A 19,875-nucleotide genomic window follows, 5' to 3' on the forward strand; every position below is an offset into this window, starting at 1 on the left:
CCGACAAGTCCACCATGGAGAGAAAGATGACCGAAGCCACCAAGACCGGCCTGAGCCGGCGCAGCCTGCTGAAGGGCGCCGCCGCGGGCGTTGCGGCCAGCGCTTTCCCGGCGCCGATGATCTGGGCGCAGAACATCAAGGACGTGACGCTGCGCCAGTTCGGCACCGGGGTCTCGAACATCAACGAAGTGGCGCAGAAGGTGAAGGAGGATCTGGGCTTCACGCTGGAGATGACCGCGCTTGACAGCGACGCGGTGACCCAGCGCGCCGCGACCCAGCCCAAATCCTTCGACATCGCCGATATCGAATACTGGATCTGCAAGAAGGTCTGGCCGACCGGCAACCTGCAGGGCATGGATGTCAGCAAGATCAGGAACTACGACAAGATCGTCGGCATCTTCAAGGACGGCAAGCTGACGCCCGACTCGACCATCGCCCAGGGCACCTCGCCCAACAGCGTGGGCTTCACCGACGGCCCGGACGGGACCAGGTTCGCCGATCAGGAAACCGGCTGGATGACCCTGATCCCGACGATCTACAACGCCGACACGCTGGGCATCCGCCCCGATCTGATCGGCCGTCCGATCGACAGCTGGGCGGAACTGCTGAACCCCGAATTCAAGGGCAAGGCCTCGCTTCTGGACATTTCGGCCATCGGCATCATGGATGCGGCCATGGTCTGCGAGGCGATGGGCGAGATCACCTATGGCAACAAGGGCAACATGACCCGCGACGAGATCGACAGGACGCTCGCGATCATGACCGAGGCCAAGAAGGCCGGCCAGTTCCGCGCCTTCTGGAAGACCTTCGACGAAAGCGTCAATCTGATGGCCTCGGGCGAGGTGGTGATCCAGTCGATGTGGTCGCCCGCCATCACCGCGGTCAAGTCGCGCGGCATTCCCTGCGTCTACCAGCCGCTGAAAGAGGGCTACCGCGCCTGGGGCGGCGGCATCGGTCTGTCGAAGAACCTCAGCGGGCTCGAGCTCGACGCGGCCTATGAATACATCAACTGGTATCTCGACGGCTGGGTCGGCGGCTTCCTGATGCGGCAGGGCTATTATTCGGCCGTTCCGGAAACCTCGAAGAATTACATGACCGAGAACGAATGGGGCTACTGGTTCGAGGGCAAGCCCGCGACCGAGGTCATCACCAACCCCTATGGCGATGCGATGGCGCAGCCGGGCGAGACCCGCGACGGCGGGTCCTTCGAGGAACGCATGGGCCATATCGCCTGCTGGAACGCGGTCATGGACGAGAACCAGTACATGGTCCGCAAATGGAACGAGTTCATCGCCGCCTGACGTCCGACGCGACGGCCTGAGCCCGACACAGATGGGGCCGGCGCGGGTTTCACGCCTTCCGTGGCGCCCGGCCCCAGCCCTTCCCCCGCCCCGGGGGAAGGGCCCCCTTTCCCGCCGAGAGGCCCTGCATGACCGCCCTATCGAAGAACCGCCGCCTTTCGGGATCGCGTCCGGCGTCGCTACTGGCGCAGCTCGTGACCGGCCGGACCAAGAACCGCCATCTCATGGGCTGGCTGCTGGCCTCGCCGCTGGCGCTGGTGCTGCTGGTCTTTCTGGTGCTGCCCATCGTGATGATCGTGATCGTCAGCTTCTGGGGCGCGACCGAGTTCTCGATCTATCCGGCCTTCCAGTGGGACAATTACCAGTTCCTGCTGACCTCTCCCGTCACCTACAAGGTCTTTCTCAACACCTTCAAATACGCGGTGCTGACCTGGGCTTTCACGCTGACCATCGGCTTTACGGTGGCCTATTTCCTGGCCTTCCATGTCCGCAGCCTGACCTGGCAGATCGCGCTGTTCCTGCTGTGCACCATTCCGTTCTGGACCTCGAACATCATCCGGATGATTTCCTGGATCCCGTTCCTGGGGCGCAACGGCATCGCCAATTCGACGCTGATGTCGATGGGGGTGATCGACGAGCCGCTGGACTGGCTGCTGTATTCCGATTTCTCGGTGATCCTGGCCTTCGTCCATCTCTACACGCTGTTCATGGTGGTGCCGATCTTCAACACCATGATGCGGATCGACCGCTCGCTGATCGAGGCGGCCTACGATTCCGGCGCGACCGGCTGGCAGACGCTGACGAACGTCATCATCCCGCTGTGCAAGCCCGGCATCATGATCGGCTCGATCTTCGTCGTCACGCTGGTGATGGGCGACTTCATCACCGTGCGCTTCATGTCGGGATCGCAATCCGCAAATGTCGGGCGCCTCATCTCGAACGATATCGGGCTTCTGCAATACCCCTCGGCCGCCGCCACCGCCGTCATCCTGCTGATCACGGTGCTGATGGTGATCGGTATCCTGCTGCGCTTCGTCGACATCCGGAAGGAGCTTTGACTTGGACCGCCGCCCCCGTTCCTTCTATGTGCTGGCCACCGTCTTCACGCTGTTCCTGCTTTTTCTGTACGGCCCGACCTTCACCATCGCCATTCTCAGCTTTCAGGGCCCCGAGGGCGGGCTGACCTTCCCGATGCGAGGGGTTTCGCTGCACTGGTTCCGCGACCTGTTCGAGCAGCAGGCCGTGGGCGACATCTGGGGCAGCTTCGGGCGGTCCTTCGTGCTGGGGCTGATGGTGATGGTGACGACCGTCGTCGTCTCGGTGATGGGCGGGCTTGCCTTCCGCAAGCGCTTTGCCGGGTCGGGGGTGCTGTTCTATCTGGTGGTGACCTCGCTGGTGATCCCCTCGATCCTGGTCTCGCTGGGGGTCGGGCTGATCTTCAGCCAGTCGGGGCTCGACGTGCACTGGGCCACCTCGGGCTTCGGGTCGCAGTTGACATGGACCCTGCCCTTCGGCCTGCTGATCATGTTCGCGGTCTTCAACCGCTTCGACAAAAGCTATGAAGAGGCCGCGCGCGATCAGGGCGCCAGCGCCTGGCAAACGATCCGCCATGTGGTGCTGCCGATCATCGCGCCCTCGCTGATCGGGGTGGCGCTGTTCGGCTTTACCCTCTCTTACGACGAATTCGCCCGCACGCTGCTGACCGCGGGCAGCTACAACACCCTGCCGCTGGAGATCTATGGCATGACCACCAATGTCACGACGCCCGTCATCTTCGCGCTCGGCACGCTGACCACCGCCTTTTCGCTGGTCGTGATCGGCGTGTTCCTCGCCTCGGTCTGGGCGATGAACCGCCGCCGCGCCCGGCAGGGCTCGGATGCCGGTCAGGGGATGGTCTGAGCCATGGCCTTCATCGTCATCAACCCCAATTCCACCGCGGCCATGACCGACTCGATCCTCGCCATGGCCCAGGCCGCGGCCCCGGGCGCAGCCTTCGAGGGCTGGACCTCGACGCTGGCGCCGCCCGCGATCCAGGGCCCCGCGGATGTCGCCGCCGCGACGCCGCCGCTGCTGGAGCTGGTCACCCAGGCCGCCCGGCGCGGCGCCGAGGGGGTGATCGTGGCCTGTTTCGACGACCCGGCGCTGGCCGAGGCGCGGGCCTGCGCGCCCTGCCCCGTGATCGGCATCGGTCAGTCCGCCTTTCACAAGGCGGCGCTGCGCGGCTGGCGGTTTTCCGTCGTGACGACGCTGCCCGCAGCGATCCCGACGGTCGAGGGCAATATCCGGGGCTATGGCCTGTCGCAGCATCTGGGCCGGGTGCGGGCCAGCAATGTGCCGGTTCTGGCGCTGGAAGAAGACACCGAGGCGGCCTGCGCGCGCGTCGCCGAAGAGGCCGAACGCGCGGTCGCCGAGGATGGCATCGACGCGGTGATCCTCGGCTGTGCCGGGATGGCCCGGGTCACCGGACATCTGCGCACCCGGCTGCCGGTGCCGGTGATCGACGGCGTCGAGGCCGCCGCCCGCTTCATCTCGGTGCTGTGAGGCGCCAAGAAAAGATCCCTGCCCGCGATCCTCGCGCCGCAGATCGAGGCCGGACCCCGGCGCTGCCCGGCCCCGCTTTCGAAGGCCGAAGACCGGCGCTCAGTCCCCGGGATAGGGCGGCCTGTCCGGTCCGGGCAGTCCGGGGTGCGTGCCCTGTCCTGGCCGACGGCCGCCACCGCGCGGTCACAGGCGGTCCGCGCGGCCTCCGGGGCGGCAATGCCGTCCCGACCGAGGGGATGCCGACCCGTCTAGGATCGGCGCCATTCGGCGGCGGCAGGACGCCGCAGCGCCATGCGGTTGTGGCCGCGCCCGGATGGGTCGCGCGTCGTGCGGTGCCGCCGACCCCGGCCGATCTGCCGCCTCACGCCTGTCCGCGCGCGCTTGCCGAACGGGGCGCTCTTCCGCCAGACGCCCGGGCGTGATGGCGAGACCGCGCAACGCGCTGCCAGGGGGCGGCGGCCCCTCGACCGGACCGCAATCGCCCGGACTGCCGTACCGGACGGCGCGGGCATAGGGGCCTTCATCCGGCAGGACGTCGCCGGGGGTGTCGCCGCAGGCCGGATGGTTCGCCTGCCGGACGACTGAACCCCGTTTCGGCCTGTACTGTCCCGGCAGGCGCTCCCCTCTGCGGGCGTCACGGCATTTCGCGCCCCGGTCCGCGACGCGACGCGGCGCGGGCAAACGGCAATGGCGTGACATGAGGGGCCGCCAAAGGCCGTCGCAATCACGGGAAACATCGAGGCAAAGCCCCATATGACCCGGCGCGGCCCCCGATGAGATGCGGCGGGCGCCAGGTCCGACCGCCGCCATCCGTCGCCTCAGCGCCGCGCGCCCCGGCTGGCCCAGATCACCCCTCCGACAGCGATCGCCACGCCGAGAAGCTGCGGGACGGCCGGCATGCGTCCGAAGCCCGCGACGATCAGCAGCGCGGCCACCGGCACGAGGTTGAAGAGCACCGATGTCGCGCCCGGGCCCCGCACGCGGATGCCGATCTGCCAGACGGCGACGGCCAGGGTCGAGCCCGGCCAGCGCCCTCCGGTTCCGGCGCAGCGCCCGCAGCCCCGGGCCATCCGCAGGCCACATCCAGACCAGTGTCGCAGAGGCTGCGATGGCAATGCGCCCCGCGACCGCCGTCCAGGGCGGCAAGGTCCCCAAGAGCGATCCGCATCGCCTCGAAATTCGAGCCCCGGAAAAGCCCGGCCATGGCGCCCAGCCCAAGGGCGCGGCGATCGGCCCGAGGGCGGAAAAAGCTGGCGATGTCGGTCATCGACAGGCTCCGTTCCAGGTCGCGGACGCTCGGCCATTCCATTTCGATCCAGGATACAGCAAGATCTGCCGACCCGATTTCCAGAAACGGAAAGCACATGGATCGGCTGAACCGGGACGATGTCCGCCTGTTTCTGGCGCTGGCGCGCGAGGGCACGTTGTCGGGCGCCGCGCGGCAACTGGGCCTTGGCGGGGTCGCGATGTCCCGGCGGATCGAGCGGATGGAACAGGTGATGGAGGTGCCGCCTTTCTTGCGGCATCGGCAGGGGCTCGATCTGACCGATCGGGGCGCGGCCCTTCGTCGGCCGCAAAGCTGGGCGCGGGCGTCCGGCGGCGACGGACGGCTGATGCTCGGCACTCTCGAGGCGCAGGTCGCGGCGGTCAGGGACGGAACGGGGACCGGCGTGCTGCCGCATTTCCTGGCACGGCGGCCCGGATTGCGCGTGCTGGCCCCGCCTCTGCCGGACGGAACGAAGATGGAAAGGCCGCTTTTGCCGGTTTCGCACGCCGATCTGGCCGCGTCCGGGCCGTCGCCGACGCGGTCACGCAGGGCATCGCCAGGGCATCGCCAGGGCATCACCAGAGCCAGGGCGGATCTTGCCGGAAAGGCATGATCGCCGCCCCGCAGCAGCGCCCCTCCTTCCCGAGCCACATGCCGGAAGGCGGGCCGGATCGCAGAGGCCCGCCCATTGAAGAGAGCGGCTCGCGGGGGGGCGGCGCGCGGGACAGGGTCCGTAACCTTCGGCGGTGTCGAAATGCGTCCCCCCGAGATCGAAGGCGCCGCGCCATGGGTCGAGGCCAAGCTCATCGTGCCGAAGCCGATCTTCGAGACGTCCATCGTACCGGGTTTGCGGGGGTTCATGCGGGTCGCCTTCACGAATGCGCGGGTCAGGCCCCGCGACGGCCGGCGGCGCCCGGCACGGCCCGCCAGGCGCGTTTCACGATCCGATCGGCCGGGCGCATGCCTGCGATGCCGCGGCCGGACGTGCCGTCGCGCCCGCCTGCCCAACCGGTGCCCGACCTGTCCCGGATCGCAGACGGTCCACGCGCAAGGACCCGCGCCGATGATCGCCCGAAAGCAGAAGAGCCTCATCTCCCTGACATATGAATGGCCACGGCACGCGCAGGATACCCGCCGCGCCGCTCCCGCCCGACCGGTACTTTCTGGAAATCTTCCCTATCTGCCATCTGTCGATGATGAGATCTCAGGGGCTCTTCGGACTGGACCCGGGACCGGCAAGCGGAGCCGCGCTTTCCTGAACCGGCCGGGGCATCTCCGCGGCCGGGCAAGGTTTCGCCCCGGGACCGATCCTGCCCCGCCCGCTGCTCTTCTCCCGGCCGAGGACCGGACCCGCCAGCGGCGCGCGGTCCTTGCCGTCGTACCGGCCACCCGCAGGACGATCATCCCGGACACCTCCCTCGTGATCACCCGCCGTCCCGGTCTCCGCGATGGCCTCGGCTGCGCGCCGACCGGGCTCAGCCGGGTGCAGACCGCCTGCAGGCCAGGCTTCGGCAGCTTCATGACGGTCGGCGCGCGGGCGGGCGCCACCTGCCACAGCCGAAGCCCGGGCACTCAAGGTCCTGAAAGCGGGGCCGAACCAGCGGACCGGCGGAAAATCGACCGCCGGATCGTCCCATGCACCCCGAAATCTCCGTCGGCGACCTGGGTGACGCTGAAATCGGCGGCGACGGACAACAGGGCATGGGCGTCGTCTTCAGTCAGTCCGTGGACGTCCATCGGGAAACGCCGCCCCTGGCGGAAGGCAGTGCGCAAGGCATGATCCACCGAAGAGCGCGTGTAGACATCGGTCTGGGCGCTGCGGCCGAGAGCGCGCAGGTGGTTTCAGAAACCGAAGCTCTGGATCGCCCAGGCCTCGGGCGTCTCGATGACGGGCGCGGTCAGGCCGCGCACCTCGGGGACCGTGTCGGTTCCTGCCTTGTGCAATCTCAGGCGGATCGTGCCGGTCAGCGACATCTCGAGCCCGATGCCGTTGCTCTCGCCCTGGCTGAAATGGCCCTCCCCGATGGACCGCAGCGCGCCCTCGACCGCGACGGGCAGATGGATGCGGGCGCCGGGACCGGCGCGCCGGTTGTCGATTTTGCCGCCGAAATAGCCCGGCGACATCGCTCGGGGCAGGTCCTGCATCGCCAGCCGCGTGTCGGTGGCGGCCGTGACCCGCCGGAAATGCATGACCTGGACGGGCGTCATCCTGCCATCGTCGAAATCCGCCTCCTGCAAGAGCGCCCCGCACAGCACGTCCAGCAAGGTGCCTTCGCTGGCGGCAAGATCCTGCGGCGTCAGCGCGCCGAACTGCGCGCCGAGAACCGACAGCACCGTCCGCGTCCTATTGGCGGCCACCGACCCGCCCGGCACCAACGGCCGCGCCAGCCGCTGTCGGCCGAGCCGGGTCGAGACGCAGTCGGGCGGCAGATCGAGAAGGACCGCCCTGGCATCGCCCGACCGGCGCAGGCACCGGTCGACGCCCGGGTCGAGCACCGCAAGATCGTTCCGGGCGAAGTCCTGTATGCGGGGCCCACGGAAAGGACGCCCCGGCTGCGCAGCGTCAGCACCGCAAGCAACGCCCCGGACCGCGACCGGACCGCACCGGACCGCACCGGGGCGGATCTCCTGCGCGGGGGCGACGAGCCGCGCGAGACGCTCGCCGCTTGGCGGCCTCGGGACGCCGAGCGTGGCGGTCAGCGCAGCCATGCCGCGCACGCCAAAGCGCCGCGCGCGCCGCCTCGGCAGCCTCGGGCAGCGTCGACGGATTCAGATGATCGGGGTCCAAAGCCCTGTCCATTCCGCGACCGGCCTAGCGCAGCAGCGGCCGCCCGCTGCCGGAAATCCGGGGGGAGGCGGGCCGGTTTCCGTCCATATTCCTCGGTTTTATGCGGCTGTGTCGGCAAGCGCTTTCCCGCATGGGCACAAACTGTCGCCCGGAGGCGCAGCCCTCCTGCGGCGGCGGTCCGGCAGGGCGGCGGGCAGCCCCCGCCCCCCCTTGCGATGGCGCGGCTTTCCGCCGCCCGGAGCGGAAGGCCCGGGCGCCCTGCCCCCGGCCGGGCGCGCTTGCCAAAACCGGGCCGCCGCCGCCAACCGAGCCTGCCCGCGCCAGACATTCCCCAACAGGAGAGACGATCATGTGTCGTGGAGCCGATGTGACCTGCCCCGATTTCAAGGCGCATTTCCGGCAGTTCAAGGAAGAGATCACCCCCGGACGGCGCGGGCTGCTGGGCGCAGGCATGTTCGGCGCGCGCGGGCCGATCGCGGCGGGGGCGACCGGCGAAGGCGACCGGCGGGCTTTCGCTGGTGACGCCCGCGCTGGCGCAGACGAGTGCCGGAAAGGTGCCCGCGCCCCCCTCCTATCGCCATCTTCCGGCCAATGCCGATACGGTCCGCTGGGGATGTTTCAGCACGACGCTGACGCCCCGGGTCGAGATCGACAGCGCCGGCATCGTGACCATCGAGACGCTGACCCATCCCGCGGCCGACGACCTGGAACGCATGGTTCAGGGCGATCAGGGCGCGGAAAGCGTCTATCTCTGGACGACGGACAGGAAGGGCGTCGACCGCCGGGGCGCGGGATCGACCGATCCGGCGGTCTGCAAGGTGGGGTCCGGCGACGGTCGGGGCGTGCATATCCTTACCGGCCCGGTCCATGGGCGGGGCGCCAAGCCGGGCGACGTTCTCGAGCTCCGCATCCTCGATTGCGTGCCGCGTCCCGGCGCCAATCCGGATTTCGCGGGCAAGAGCTTCGGGTCGAACGCGGCCGCCTGGTGGGGCTATCATTACAACGACATGCCGGGCGGCTCGAAACGCGAGGTCATCACGATCTATCGGGTCGATGCCACCGGCGACAAAAGCCGGGCCAAGGCGGTCTGCAATTTCAGATGGGGTCCCCAGACCGACCCGTTCCGCGTCACCCGTCCGACCATCGACTATCCAGGCGGGCCGGTCGACCATGCGCTGACCGACTTCACTTTCAACGTCCTGAAAGGCATCCGCATTCCGATCCGGCCGTATTTCGGCACGCTCGGCGTGGCCCCGGCCGAGGCCGATTTCGTCGACTCGGTGCCGCCCAGCCATACCGGCGGCAATGTCGACAAATGGCCCATCGGCAAGGGCGCGATCATGTATTCCCCGGTCTCGGTCGAGGGCGCGCTGCTGTCGGTCGGCGTCGATTTCGGGATCACGCCGGTGGCCGACGGCAACTGGGGCGTCCATGCCATCGTGCCATGCCATCGTAAAGAAGGACACCTTCTCGGGCCGCGCCTGATCGGCGCCCGCCCCCCCCCTTTCCGAACGATGGCCCGGCACGGGGGGGGCTTGCGGCGGGTCCGCCTGCCGCAAGGATGCCCCCGGGACATGGCCGATATACTCGGCCGCCCGCGCAATGCGCCGGCCGTCCCTGTCGCCGATGCCGGGCCTGCTGTGCCCGCGGACCGACAGGCGAGGCCCTGCCCGCCCGACTGCAGCCCCGTCCCCAAAGCCCGGCGCAGGACGGAGCGGTCGGTCCCCGGCGGTCGCGGCACCAGGCATGCCGCGCATCCGCCGCAAGGCCCCTGTCAGAGCCCCGAGAGCTTCATAAAGGCCTCGGGATAGCGATTGCCCTGCGGTTGGAACCCGGCGGCCTCGATCTCGGCCATGTCGGCCTCGGTCAGGGCAAGGTCGAGCGCGCCGCAGTTTTCCTCGAACCGCTCCAGACGCCGGGTGCCGAAGAGCGGCACGATCCAGGGCTTGCGCGCCAGCAGCCAGGCCAGGGCAACCTGGGCGGGCGTCGCGCCGTGGCGTGCGCCGATCCCAGAAATCAGCTCGACGAGCCGCATGTTCGCCGCGCGGGCCTCGGCTTGGAACCGCGGCATCTTCGCCCGCATGTCAGTCTCGGCAAAGTTGGCGGACGGGTCGATCTTGCCGGTCAGAACCCCCCGGCCCAGCGGCGAGAACGGCACGAGCCCGATCCCCAGCTCTTCCAGGACCGGCAGGATCCCGGCCTCGGGCTCGCGGGTCCAGAGCGAGTATTCGCTTTGCAGCGCCGCCACCGGCTGCACCGCATGGGCCTTGCGGATCGAGCCCGCCCCGGCCTCGGACAGGCCGAACCAGCGCACCTTGCCCTCGGCGATCAGGTCCTTCACGACGCCCGCGACATCCTCCATCGGCACCTCGGGATCGACCCGGTGCTGGTAGCAGAGGTCGATGTAATCGGTGCCCAGGCGGCGCAGGCTGCCCTCGACCGACGACCGGATCTGCGCGGGCTTGCTGTTGACGCCGCCGCGATGCTCGCCGGTCTTCTGGTCGATGTCCCAACCGAACTTGGTCGCGATCTTGACCTTGTCGCGCATCCCCCGGAACGCCTCGCCGACCATGTCCTCGTTGGTCCAGGGCCCGTAGACCTCGGCGGTGTCGAAGAAGTCCATGCCGCGCTCGGCCGCCGCCCGCAGCAGCGCGATCATCTGGTCGCGATCCTCGATCTCGCGGCTCTTGCCATATCCCATCGCGCCAAGCGCGAGGGCCGATACTTCCAGCCCCTGTCCAAGCGTTCGCTTCTGCATGAGTTTCCCCTTCATCCGGTGGTCGGCCCCGGGGCGCGGCCCCGGACGGTCCGGCCAACAGATAGCGCCCGCAAGTCGCCCTGGAACGCCCGGATCCTTCCTTTTCCCCATGAACGGGCGTCATGAATGCCCCGGCCGCGCGCGGCCACGCCGCGCGGCGTCGGCGTGCCCCTGGTCCGCAAGTCGTTCAAGGCGCTGGCAGCGCAGATCCGCGGCCGCAAGCCGCACGCCGAGCCACGCGGTCGAAAGCGTGCAGGATCCGGGCCGCTCTCCCGGCGCCACCGCGCGGATCGCGCGGGCGCGCCTGGCCCATTGGTGCGCGCGGCGGCCCGACACGCACCGGCGCAAACGGGTGGCGGGGTCTTTTCGGATCGGGGTCAACGGCCGAGATCGGACAGGCCGGGGTGACGGGGGCCGACGATCCGGTCGCCTCGGCGCGGCCGCTGCCGCTTCTGAAAGACGGCGCCACCGTCACCGCGCATCTCGGCCATGACACAAACCCCGCAGCCGGTGCGACCGCCGCGGCCCGCCCCCTGATCGCGGTCGCCCTCTCTGCACGCCGCCTGACCGTGCCGCAGGCGTCGCAGGTCTGCCCCCAAACGCCTGAAACGCCCCGAAAGACGCCCCGGGGCCGACATGCCCTGCCCGCCGCCGCACCGACGGCGGCGGGCAGGGCCGCGGCTCGGATGCCAAGGCGGGCACGGCCCCGGCTTGCCGTCGGGACGTTGCAAATCCGCTGGACGGGCCGCCTGCCGGGCCGCATGACAGACAGGACCGAGACACCATCCTCAGGACCAAGGACGACCGGCATGCCTGAAACGCCGAACCTCGTTGACGCGCTGTTGCGCCTGCCCGATCCCGACGCGCTGGTCCCGGCCAGGCGCAGCTCCCATGCGCCGCGCATCCTGATCCTTTATGGCTCGCTGCGCGAGCGCAGCTACTCGCGCCTCGCCGCCGAGGAGGCCGCGCGCATTCTCGAACGTTTCGGGGCCGAGATCCGGGTCTTCGACCCGCGCGACCTGCCCTTGCCCGACAGCGTCGAGGCCGACCACCCGAAGGTCGCAGAGCTGCGCGCCCTGGTCGAGTGGTGCGAGGGCATGGTCTGGTCCTCGCCCGAACGCCATGGCGCCATGACTGCCATCATGAAGGCGCAGATCGACTGGATTCCGCTGTCGCTGGGCTCGGTGCGCCCGACCCAGGGCAAGACGCTGGCGGTGATGCAGGTTTCCGGCGGCTCGCAAAGCTTCAACACGGTCAATCAGCTGCGCGTGCTCGGGCGCTGGATGCGCCTGCTGACCATCCCCAACCAGTCCTCCATCGCCAGGGCCTGGGCCGAATTCGACGAGGCCGGACGGATGAAGCCGTCGCCCTATTACGACCGCATCGTCGACGTGATGGAGGAACTGATGAAGTTCACGCTTCTGACGCGCGACATCCGCGGCCATCTGGCCGACCGCTACTCGGAGCGCAAGGAAAGCCATGCCGAGCTGTCGGCCCGGGTGAACCTGAAGACCCTTTAGGCCGGCACCGGCGGAAACGGTCGGTTCCGGCAGGTTCGCCGGTCGGCCGAAGGCGCGACGGAAAGGGGTCGATGCGTCGGGAGTCCCTGCGAGGCAAAGCGCCCCCCCCCCGGCGCCCCGGATGGCTCGGCTTCCCCCGGGGGCTTCCAGCGGACAGAGGCCCGGGGATCTGTGCGATCCGACGCGGCAGTCGCCCGCTGCGCCGATCGGCGATCCGCCGGTCCGCGGCGCCTTCGGACAAAGAGGCGTTATATCGGACGCCAGGCATTCAACGGGCAACCGCAGTGCCGTTCGCCGAGACGGCCCGATGCAAGATCCCGAAAGCCCTTGCGGCCTCAGTGGGTCCAGGCGCCGCGGCGGTTGACCGCGAAATTCTCGGAATAGCCCATCGGCCGGACATTCGGCGCACGCTTCTTCGGGCGCAGCACCACCGCGTCGATGCCATGGCGGCGGGCGTAATCCTCGGCGGCCCCGCGGGTTTCGAAGCGCAGGCGCACCTGCGACTGGGTGTCGTCCGAACTGGTCCAGCCCATCAGCGGATCGAGCTCGCGCGGGCTTTGCGGGCCGAAATCCAGCACCCAGTGATGGGTTTTGGCCTGACCCGACTGCATCGCGGTCTTGGCGGGCTGATAAATGCGGGCACGCATCGGCATGTCTCCCTTCCGGGTTCTCTCTTCGTTGCTGTTATGGGGGCTCGGACGGCGCCTTGCAAGAGCCTGCATACCGCAGGATACCGCCCTGCCCCCTTGATCCCCGCCCGGCCCGGGACAAATCTGGGAAGCCAGTTCCCGGGAATCGCCGCCATGCCCTATTCGACCGAGCCCCATGCGCTTGACGCCCCCGCCGCCGAGATCCGTCCGCGCGAAAAGCTGGAAGGCGGCAAGCGCTTCGTGATGCATTCGGACTTCGCCCCCGCGGGCGACCAGCCCACCGCCATCGCCGAACTGGCGGGCGGGGTGCTTCAGGGCGACCGCGATCAGGTGCTGCTGGGCGCGACCGGCACCGGCAAGACCTTCACCATGGCCAAGGTGATCGAGGAGACCCAGCGCCCGGCCATCGTCCTGGCCCCCAACAAGACGCTGGCGGCCCAGCTTTACGGCGAGTTCAAGGGCTTCTTTCCCGAAAACGCGGTCGAGTATTTCGTCAGCTATTACGACTACTACCAGCCCGAGGCCTATGTGCCGCGCTCGGATACCTATATCGAGAAGGAATCCCAGATCAACGAACAGATCGACCGGATGCGCCACTCGGCCACCCGGGCGCTGCTGGAACGCGACGACGTCATCATCGTGGCCTCGGTCTCCTGCATCTACGGCATCGGGTCGGTCGAAACCTATGGCGCGATGACTCAGGATCTGATGGTCGGGGCCGATTACGACCAGCGCAAGGTGATCGCCGATCTGGTGGCGCAGCAATACCGCCGCAACGATCAGGGCTTTCAGCGCGGCAGCTTCCGGGTCCGGGGCGATGTGCTGGAACTCTGGCCCGCCCACCTCGAAGACCGGGCGTGGCGGATGTCGTTCTTTGGCGAGGAACTGGAATCGATCACCGAATTCGACCCGCTGACCGGGCAGAAGACCAATAGCTTCGACCGCATCCGGGTCTATGCGAATTCCCACTACGTCACGCCCAAGCCGACGATGCAGCAGGCGGTGCAGAGCATCAAGAAAGAGCTGCGCCAGCGGCTTGACCAGCTGGTGCAGGAGGGCAAGCTGCTGGAGGCCCAGCGGCTGGAACAGCGCACCAATTTCGACATCGAGATGCTGGAGGCGACCGGCGTCTGCAACGGCATCGAGAACTATTCGCGCTACCTCACGGGCCGTGCCCCGGGCGAGCCGCCGCCGACGCTGTTCGAGTTCATTCCCGACAATGCCATCGTCTTCGCCGACGAATCCCACGTCACCGTGCCGCAGATCGGCGGCATGTACAGGGGCGACTACCGGCGCAAGTTCACGCTGGCCGAACATGGCTTCCGCCTGCCCTCCTGCATGGACAACCGCCCGCTGAAATTCGAGGAATGGGACGCGATGCGGCCGCAATCGGTCTTTGTCTCGGCCACGCCCAGCGCCTGGGAATTGGACCAGACCGGCGGGGTCTTCACCGAACAGGTGATCCGGCCGACCGGGCTTCTGGACCCGCAGGTCGAGATCCGTCCGGTCGAGATGCAGGTCGACGACCTGCTGGACGAGGTCCGCAAGGTCGCGGCCAAGGGCTTCCGCACGCTCTGCACCACGCTGACCAAGCGGATGGCCGAGGATCTGACCGAATACCTGCACGAACAGGGCATCCGGGTGCGCTACATGCATTCCGACATCGACACCATCGAGCGGATCGAGATCCTGCGCGACCTGCGCCTTGGCGCCTTCGACGTGCTGGTCGGCATCAACCTGCTGCGCGAGGGGCTTGATATTCCCGAATGCGGGCTGGTCGCGATCCTCGATGCCGACAAGGAAGGGTTCCTGCGCTCGGAAACCTCGCTGATCCAGACCATCGGCCGGGCGGCGCGGAATGCCGAAGGGCGCGTCATCATGTATGCCGACCGCATCACCGGGTCGATGGAACGCGCGCTGCGCGAGACCGAGCGGCGGCGCGAGAAGCAGATCGCCTATAATACCGAACACGGCATCACCCCCGCGACGGTGAAGAAGAATGTCGAGGACATTCTGGCCGGGCTTTATCAGGGCGATACCGACATGTCCCGCGTCACCGCGACGGTCGACAAGCCGATGCATGGCGGCAATCTCGAGGCCCATCTGGACGGGCTTCGGGCCAGCATGCGCAAGGCCGCCGAGAACCTCGAATTCGAAGAGGCCGCGCGGCTGCGCGACGAGATCAAGCGGCTCGAGGCGGTCGACCTGGCCATCGCCGACGATCCGCTGGCGCGGCAATCGGCCGTCGAAGAGGCGGTCGAGGCCTCGACCCGGGCCAAGGGCCGCTCGACCGCCGGGCGCCCCGGGCAACGCGGCGGGGTCGCCCGACGGCGGGGCCGCTAGCCCGGCACCCGCCGCGAGAAGACCAGCGCCATGGAATCCGTCAGCGTGATCGGCCCGCCCAGATAATCGGCCCCGATCGAGGGCGTGCGCAGGGCCAGTTCCCAGCCCGCGCCCTCGATCCCCGGCACCGGCAGGCTCAGCGGGTCGATCTCGGCCGTGGGCTTGCCCTCCATATGCATGACCGCGAAGATCTGTTCGCCCTCGGGCCCGTGCCGGAGCGCGGTGAAGAGCGTCCGCCCGGCAATCGGCCGCTGATAGTCGAACCGGTCGCGCGGCCCGTAATTCGCGGCCAGCCAGGGCCGCTTGCGGCGGAACCCGCGCAGCGACAGACAGAACGCCGCCTGATCGGCATCGAGCGTCGGCAGCGAGTTCGACACGTTGCAGTATTCGTGCATGTCGTCCATCCAGGCCCGCGCCATGTGCTTGAGCGCGGCCACGGTATAGACCTCGGGGCCGGCCAGCGGCGGTTCGGCCTTGTTCAGCAGCCGGGCGATTTCATCGAGATCGTATTCGGTCACCTCGACCAGCGCGGGCAGGAATTCGAAGAACCGCACCAGATCGGCCCGGGTCTCGAAGCCCATCTCTTTCAGGCGGCGGAAATTGGCGGGCACCGAATAGCTGTATTCGTCGACCTGCCATTTCAGGCTGATCGCCTCTTCGGCCACGACCTTGACGCCATAGCGGTCGTCCTGGTTGCGGATGAAGCCCCAGGAGGCCCGCGCCATGGCATTGAGGAAATCCATCGGCACGCCCGGCAATGCGACATAGGTCAGCACATGGTTGGCCGGGTTGTCATAGGCCTTGTCGAGGATCTCCATCCGGGTGCGGCCAAGCCGGGTATTGACGTTCAGCTTGGGGCTGACCTGGGTGCCGCGCCTGAGCGTGTCATGGTTCGAGGTGCCGGAAATCCAGTTGGCGCCGACCTCGAGGATCTCGCGGATGCGCCAGAACTTCGACATCCAGAAGGTGTAGAGAAAGGGCGTGTTATGGGCGAAGGTCAGCGGCCCCCACTGGAACACGTCGTCATCGGTCTGCGCCTCGATCACCGCGCGGTAATCCGAGGACAGTTCCCAGTCTTCCTCGGGCCAGGGGCGCCCGTCCTCGAAGATGAACCAGGGCCGGTAGCGGGTGCCCGCGGCCTCCTGCACCAGATCGGCCATGGATTGCAGATAGTCGTCGTCATGGCGCATGGTCTGGGTCGCGGTATCCCACCACTTGAAGTCCTGCGCCCCGTCGACCCGCACCCCGTCGGCACCGAAATTCACCTTGCGCCGCTGCATTTCCAGCAAGATCGCCCGCACCGCCGGGTTCGGATAGTCGAGGTTCTGGCCATACATGTTCGGCCCGGCGAAGAAATGGCTGTTCAGCGCCAGAAGCCCCTGATTGTCGGCATGGCCGAAGACCACATCGAGGATCAGCTTTTTCGGCGAGCCGGGGAAGTTGTGCAGCTCGGCCGCGAAATCGACCAGCTCGTCGGGGCGGCCGGTTTCCAGCAGCACGGGATTGACCGTGCCCATGCCGGAAATGACGATGTCATAGCCCCAGTTCGTCGTATCGGGGCGCAGCAGCGAAACCGTCACGCCGTCTTCGTCGCCACCGACCTCCTGCCAGAAATCGGGTCCCGCCTCATGCACGGTCGTCGGTTCCACCGGCAAAAGCTGCACGGCGTCATAGCCAAGGAACAGCTTGTCCGCGGGTTCCAGCGGCAGCTCGCGCGCGACGCGTTCCGCGAGGCGATGGTAATGGCGGGTCAGGCTGGCCAGCGTACCCCCCGCCGTCGCGGTCGGCACATGGACCTGCAGGATGTTCGCGGGCGGGCCGAACTTGTGCGGCGCCTCGCCCGCGAAGGCCCGGAAATACTCGGCATCGCCCCGCGCCGCCAGCATCGCCTCGACATCGTACAACTCGGCCGGGGCCATCGCGCCGAAGGGCAGCGACATCGCCAGCGGGTCGAGAATGCGGTGCCAGCCGCCCTCGGCATCGCGCCAGGCCAGCGCATAGAAATCGCCCAAGCGCTCGCGCGTGCCCGCGCGCATGCCGGTGACGGCGGTGAAGCAATGCGCATCCTCGCGAATGACCGGCACCCAGGCGCGCTCGAAGCGCACATCCTGATGCGCGCGGGTCAGGTCCAGCGGCTCGACCGGGGTCAGCACTTCGAGGAAGATGTCGCCCGAGGGCACCCGCGCATCCTGCAATTCGGGCGTCCAGAAGCCGAAACAGGCGCGCCCTTCCTCGACCCGGCCGCCCAGCCTACGGGCGATCCGGCATTGCGCCTCGAAGGCGGTCTCGGCCGTGGTCAGCGCATGGGTCGCGGCCTCGGCTTCCGCCCGCGCGGCGGCCTCGTCGAATTCGATCCGGTCCCTCAGGGCCACGTGGTCGTCCTTTCCGTCGAAGGGGTTGTCGATCGGGCCGTCGCGGTCTGTGGCATCGTCCCTCATGCGCCCGGCTCGTGCACGAGGATGACGGTCGAAAGCGGCGGCAGGCAAAGCCGGGCGCTGGCTGCCTGTCCGTGACAGGGCCGGACCTCGGCGGTGACGCCGCCCATGTTGCCGCGCCCCTGCCCGCCATAGATCCCGGCATCGGTGTTCAGCGCCTCGCGCCAGCGTCCGGGCGCAGGCAGGCCCAGCCGGTAGGCCGGTTGCTCGACCGGCGAGAAGTTGCAGACAACGACCGCGTTCGGGTCCTGAGGCCCGCCGCGGCGGAGCCAGGCATAGACCGAGCGGTCGGCATCGTCGGCCTCGATCCACTGGAACCCCTCGGGGCTGAAATCCAGCGCATGGAGCGCGGGCGTGCCCCGGTAAAGCGTGTTCAGATCGCGCACCAGCCGCTGCATCCCGGCATGGTCGGGCCTGTCCAGCGCCGCCCAGTCGAGACTGCCCGCATAGGCCCATTCGGCCTCCTGGGCGAAGTCCTGCCCCATGAACAGCAGCTTCTTGCCCGGCTGCGCCCACATGAACCCGTAGAAGGCGCGCAGATTGGCGAATTGCGCCGCGCGGTCGCCGGGCATCTTGGTCAGCATCGAGCCCTTGCCGTAGACCACCTCGTCATGGCTGATCGGCAGGATGAAATTCTCGGAAAACGCGTAGGTCAGCCCGAAGGTCATCTTGTTGTGGTGATGGCGCCGATGCACCGGGTCCTCGGCCATGTAGCCCAGCGTGTCGTGCATCCAGCCCATGTTCCACTTGAAGCCAAAGCCCAGGCCCCCCTGATCGACAGGCCGGGTCACGCCGGGATAGGCCGTGCTTTCCTCGGCTGCGGTCAGCGTGCCGGGATGGGTGCCATAGGCCAGCGTGTTCATCTGCTGCAACAGCGCGATGGCTTCGTAATTCTCGCGCCCGCCATCCTTGTTCGGGACCCATTCGCCATCTTTCCGCGAATAGTCGCGATACAGCATCGAGGCGACGGCATCGGCCCGAAGCCCGTCGATATGGTATTCCTCCAGCCAGTAAAGCGCGTTCGCGATCAGGAAATTCGCGACCTCGGTCCGGCCGAAATTGTAGATCAGCGTGTTCCAGTCCTGATGGAAGCCCTCGCGCGGGTCGGCATATTCGTAAAGTGCTGTGCCGTCGAACCGGCCCAGCCCATGCGCATCGACCGGGAAATGCGCGGCGACCCAGTCGAGGATCACGCCCAGCCCCTTCCTGTGCGCCGCATCGACCAGATCGCGGAATTCGTGCGGCGGCCCGTGGCGCACGGTGGGCGCGTAAAGCCCGACCGGCTGATATCCCCAGGACCCGTCGAACGGGTATTCGCTGACCGGCATCAGCTCGATATGGGTGAATCCCATCGCGGCGACATAATCGACCAGTTCCTCGGCCGCCTCGACATAGGAAATCTCGCGGCCATCGGCGCGGCGCTTCCAGGAGGCCAGATGCACCTCGTAGATCGAGATCGGCGCGCTGCGGGCATTGCGGCCCGCGCGGTCCTGCATCCAGGCGTCGTCCGACCAGCCATAGCCGCGCAGATCGTGCACGACCGAGGCATTGGCGGGCGGATGTTCGGACCCGAACCCCACGGGGTCGGCCTTCAGCGGCTGCAATGCCCCGTCCGGCCCCAGAATTTCGTACTTGTAGCTGGCGTTCTCCCCGATGCCCGGCAGGAAGATTTCCCAGACACCGCTGACCCCGCGGCGCCGCATCACATGGCGCCGCCCGTCCCACTGGTTGAACGGCCCCACCACCGAGACGCGGCGGGCATTGGGCGCCCAGACCGCGAAATGGGTGCCCGCCACGCCCTCATGGGTCATCGCATGGGCGCCCAGCGCCTCCCACAGCCGGTGATGGTCGCCCCGCCCGATCAGATGCTCGTCGAGCGCGCCCAGAACCGGGCCGAAGCGGTAGGGATCGTCGGTCTCCCAGACCGTGCCTTTGGCAGCGGCGCGCAGCCGGTAGGCGCCCTCACCCGGTACCGGCCCCGTGAAAAGACCGGCGCAGCCCGGCACCTGGGACAACAGGTGGGCACCGCCCGGGTCGGCCAGCGCCTCGACGGTTTCGGCCCCGGGGATCAGGGCGGTGACATGGCGGACGCCGGCAACGGCATGCGGGCCCAGAACGGCGAACGGATCGCCGAAAGTGCCCGACGCGATCCGGTGCAAGACGTCCTGCGGGGCGACGGGCCCCGTTCGGGATTGGATATCGGAAAGCATGTCCTAAACCCTAGGGACGCTCGGCCATTCTTCAACCGCCGGGGCGAAATCCCGCCGTCACG

14 protein-coding genes are annotated in these 19,875 nt (G+C 68.2%); 8 read left to right on the forward strand and 6 right to left on the reverse strand.

Annotated features, from left to right (window positions below):
- Positions 1-26: 26 nt before the first annotated feature.
- From EV657_RS03940 to EV657_RS03955, 4 genes are all read left to right on the forward strand, one after another.
- A complete protein-coding gene (locus tag EV657_RS03940) occupies positions 27-1,301 on the forward strand; it encodes an ABC transporter substrate-binding protein (protein ID WP_134077198.1) in 1,275 nt (424 codons plus the stop codon).
- Positions 1,302-1,525: 224 nt separating this feature from the next.
- Complete coding sequence (locus tag EV657_RS03945; RefSeq protein WP_166673641.1) at positions 1,526-2,359, forward strand: ABC transporter permease; 834 nt, start codon at positions 1,526-1,528, stop codon at positions 2,357-2,359.
- A gap of 1 nt (position 2,360) precedes the next feature.
- The gene (locus tag EV657_RS03950; RefSeq protein WP_134077200.1) at positions 2,361-3,200 is read left to right on the forward strand and encodes an ABC transporter permease; all 840 of its coding nucleotides are present in this window, start codon (positions 2,361-2,363) and stop codon (positions 3,198-3,200) included.
- A 3-nt stretch (positions 3,201-3,203) separates the two neighbouring features.
- Positions 3,204-3,842: an aspartate/glutamate racemase family protein gene (locus EV657_RS03955; RefSeq protein ID WP_075786079.1), complete on the forward strand. Its 639-nt coding sequence runs from the start codon at positions 3,204-3,206 to the stop codon at positions 3,840-3,842.
- 818 nt (positions 3,843-4,660) lie between these two features.
- On the opposite strand, the gene EV657_RS22075 is transcribed toward EV657_RS03955, so the two are convergent.
- Positions 4,661-4,912, reverse strand: a complete 252-nt coding sequence (locus EV657_RS22075; protein WP_243837476.1) for a hypothetical protein — start codon at positions 4,910-4,912, stop codon at positions 4,661-4,663.
- Between the two features lie 294 nt (positions 4,913-5,206).
- Here EV657_RS22075 and EV657_RS03965 point away from each other — a divergent pair, with 294 nt between their 5' ends.
- Entirely contained in the window at positions 5,207-5,722 is a 516-nt protein-coding gene (locus tag EV657_RS03965; protein ID WP_134077201.1) for a helix-turn-helix domain-containing protein, read from the forward strand.
- A 1,229-nt stretch (positions 5,723-6,951) separates the two neighbouring features.
- Here EV657_RS03965 and EV657_RS03975 read toward each other — a convergent pair.
- Entirely contained in the window at positions 6,952-7,605 is a 654-nt protein-coding gene (locus EV657_RS03975) for an acetamidase/formamidase family protein (RefSeq protein WP_166673634.1), read from the reverse strand.
- An 846-nt stretch (positions 7,606-8,451) separates the two neighbouring features.
- On the opposite strand from EV657_RS03975, the gene EV657_RS03980 reads away from it, so the two are divergent.
- The gene (locus EV657_RS03980) at positions 8,452-9,708 is read left to right on the forward strand and encodes an acetamidase/formamidase family protein (RefSeq protein ID WP_243837477.1); all 1,257 of its coding nucleotides are present in this window, start codon (positions 8,452-8,454) and stop codon (positions 9,706-9,708) included.
- Here the strand turns inward: EV657_RS03980 and EV657_RS03985 are convergent.
- Positions 9,672-10,655, reverse strand: a complete 984-nt coding sequence (locus EV657_RS03985) for an aldo/keto reductase (RefSeq protein WP_134077204.1) — start codon at positions 10,653-10,655, stop codon at positions 9,672-9,674. The two genes, EV657_RS03980 and EV657_RS03985, sit on opposite strands and share 37 nt — an antisense overlap.
- Before the next feature lie 809 nt (positions 10,656-11,464).
- On the opposite strand from EV657_RS03985, the gene arsH reads away from it, so the two are divergent.
- Positions 11,465-12,175 carry an arsenical resistance protein ArsH gene (arsH, locus tag EV657_RS03990; protein WP_113669905.1) on the forward strand — a complete coding sequence of 237 codons (711 nt, stop codon included), beginning with the start codon at positions 11,465-11,467 and terminating at the stop codon, positions 12,173-12,175.
- 335 nt (positions 12,176-12,510) lie between these two features.
- Here arsH and EV657_RS03995 read toward each other — a convergent pair whose 3' ends face one another.
- Positions 12,511-12,822: an ETC complex I subunit gene (locus EV657_RS03995; protein ID WP_075785641.1), complete on the reverse strand. Its 312-nt coding sequence runs from the start codon at positions 12,820-12,822 to the stop codon at positions 12,511-12,513.
- Between the two features lie 156 nt (positions 12,823-12,978).
- Here EV657_RS03995 and uvrB point away from each other — a divergent pair, with 156 nt between their 5' ends.
- Positions 12,979-15,168, forward strand: coding sequence for an excinuclease ABC subunit UvrB (uvrB, locus tag EV657_RS04000; RefSeq protein ID WP_075787554.1), 2,190 nt, complete (start codon positions 12,979-12,981; stop codon positions 15,166-15,168).
- Here uvrB and gghA read toward each other — a convergent pair.
- A complete protein-coding gene (gene gghA, locus EV657_RS04005) occupies positions 15,165-17,606 on the reverse strand; it encodes a glucosylglycerol hydrolase (RefSeq protein WP_134077205.1) in 2,442 nt (813 codons plus the stop codon). The genes uvrB and gghA overlap by 4 nt on opposite strands.
- Entirely contained in the window at positions 17,603-19,813 is a 2,211-nt protein-coding gene (gene glgB, locus EV657_RS04010) for a 1,4-alpha-glucan branching protein GlgB (RefSeq protein WP_134077206.1), read from the reverse strand. The genes gghA and glgB overlap by 4 nt, the downstream gene beginning before the upstream one ends.
- Between the last annotated feature and the right edge of the window lie 62 nt (positions 19,814-19,875).

The sequence above is a fragment of the Rhodovulum visakhapatnamense genome (genome assembly GCF_004365965.1).
In the GTDB taxonomy this organism is placed as follows: domain Bacteria; phylum Pseudomonadota; class Alphaproteobacteria; order Rhodobacterales; family Rhodobacteraceae; genus Rhodovulum; species Rhodovulum visakhapatnamense.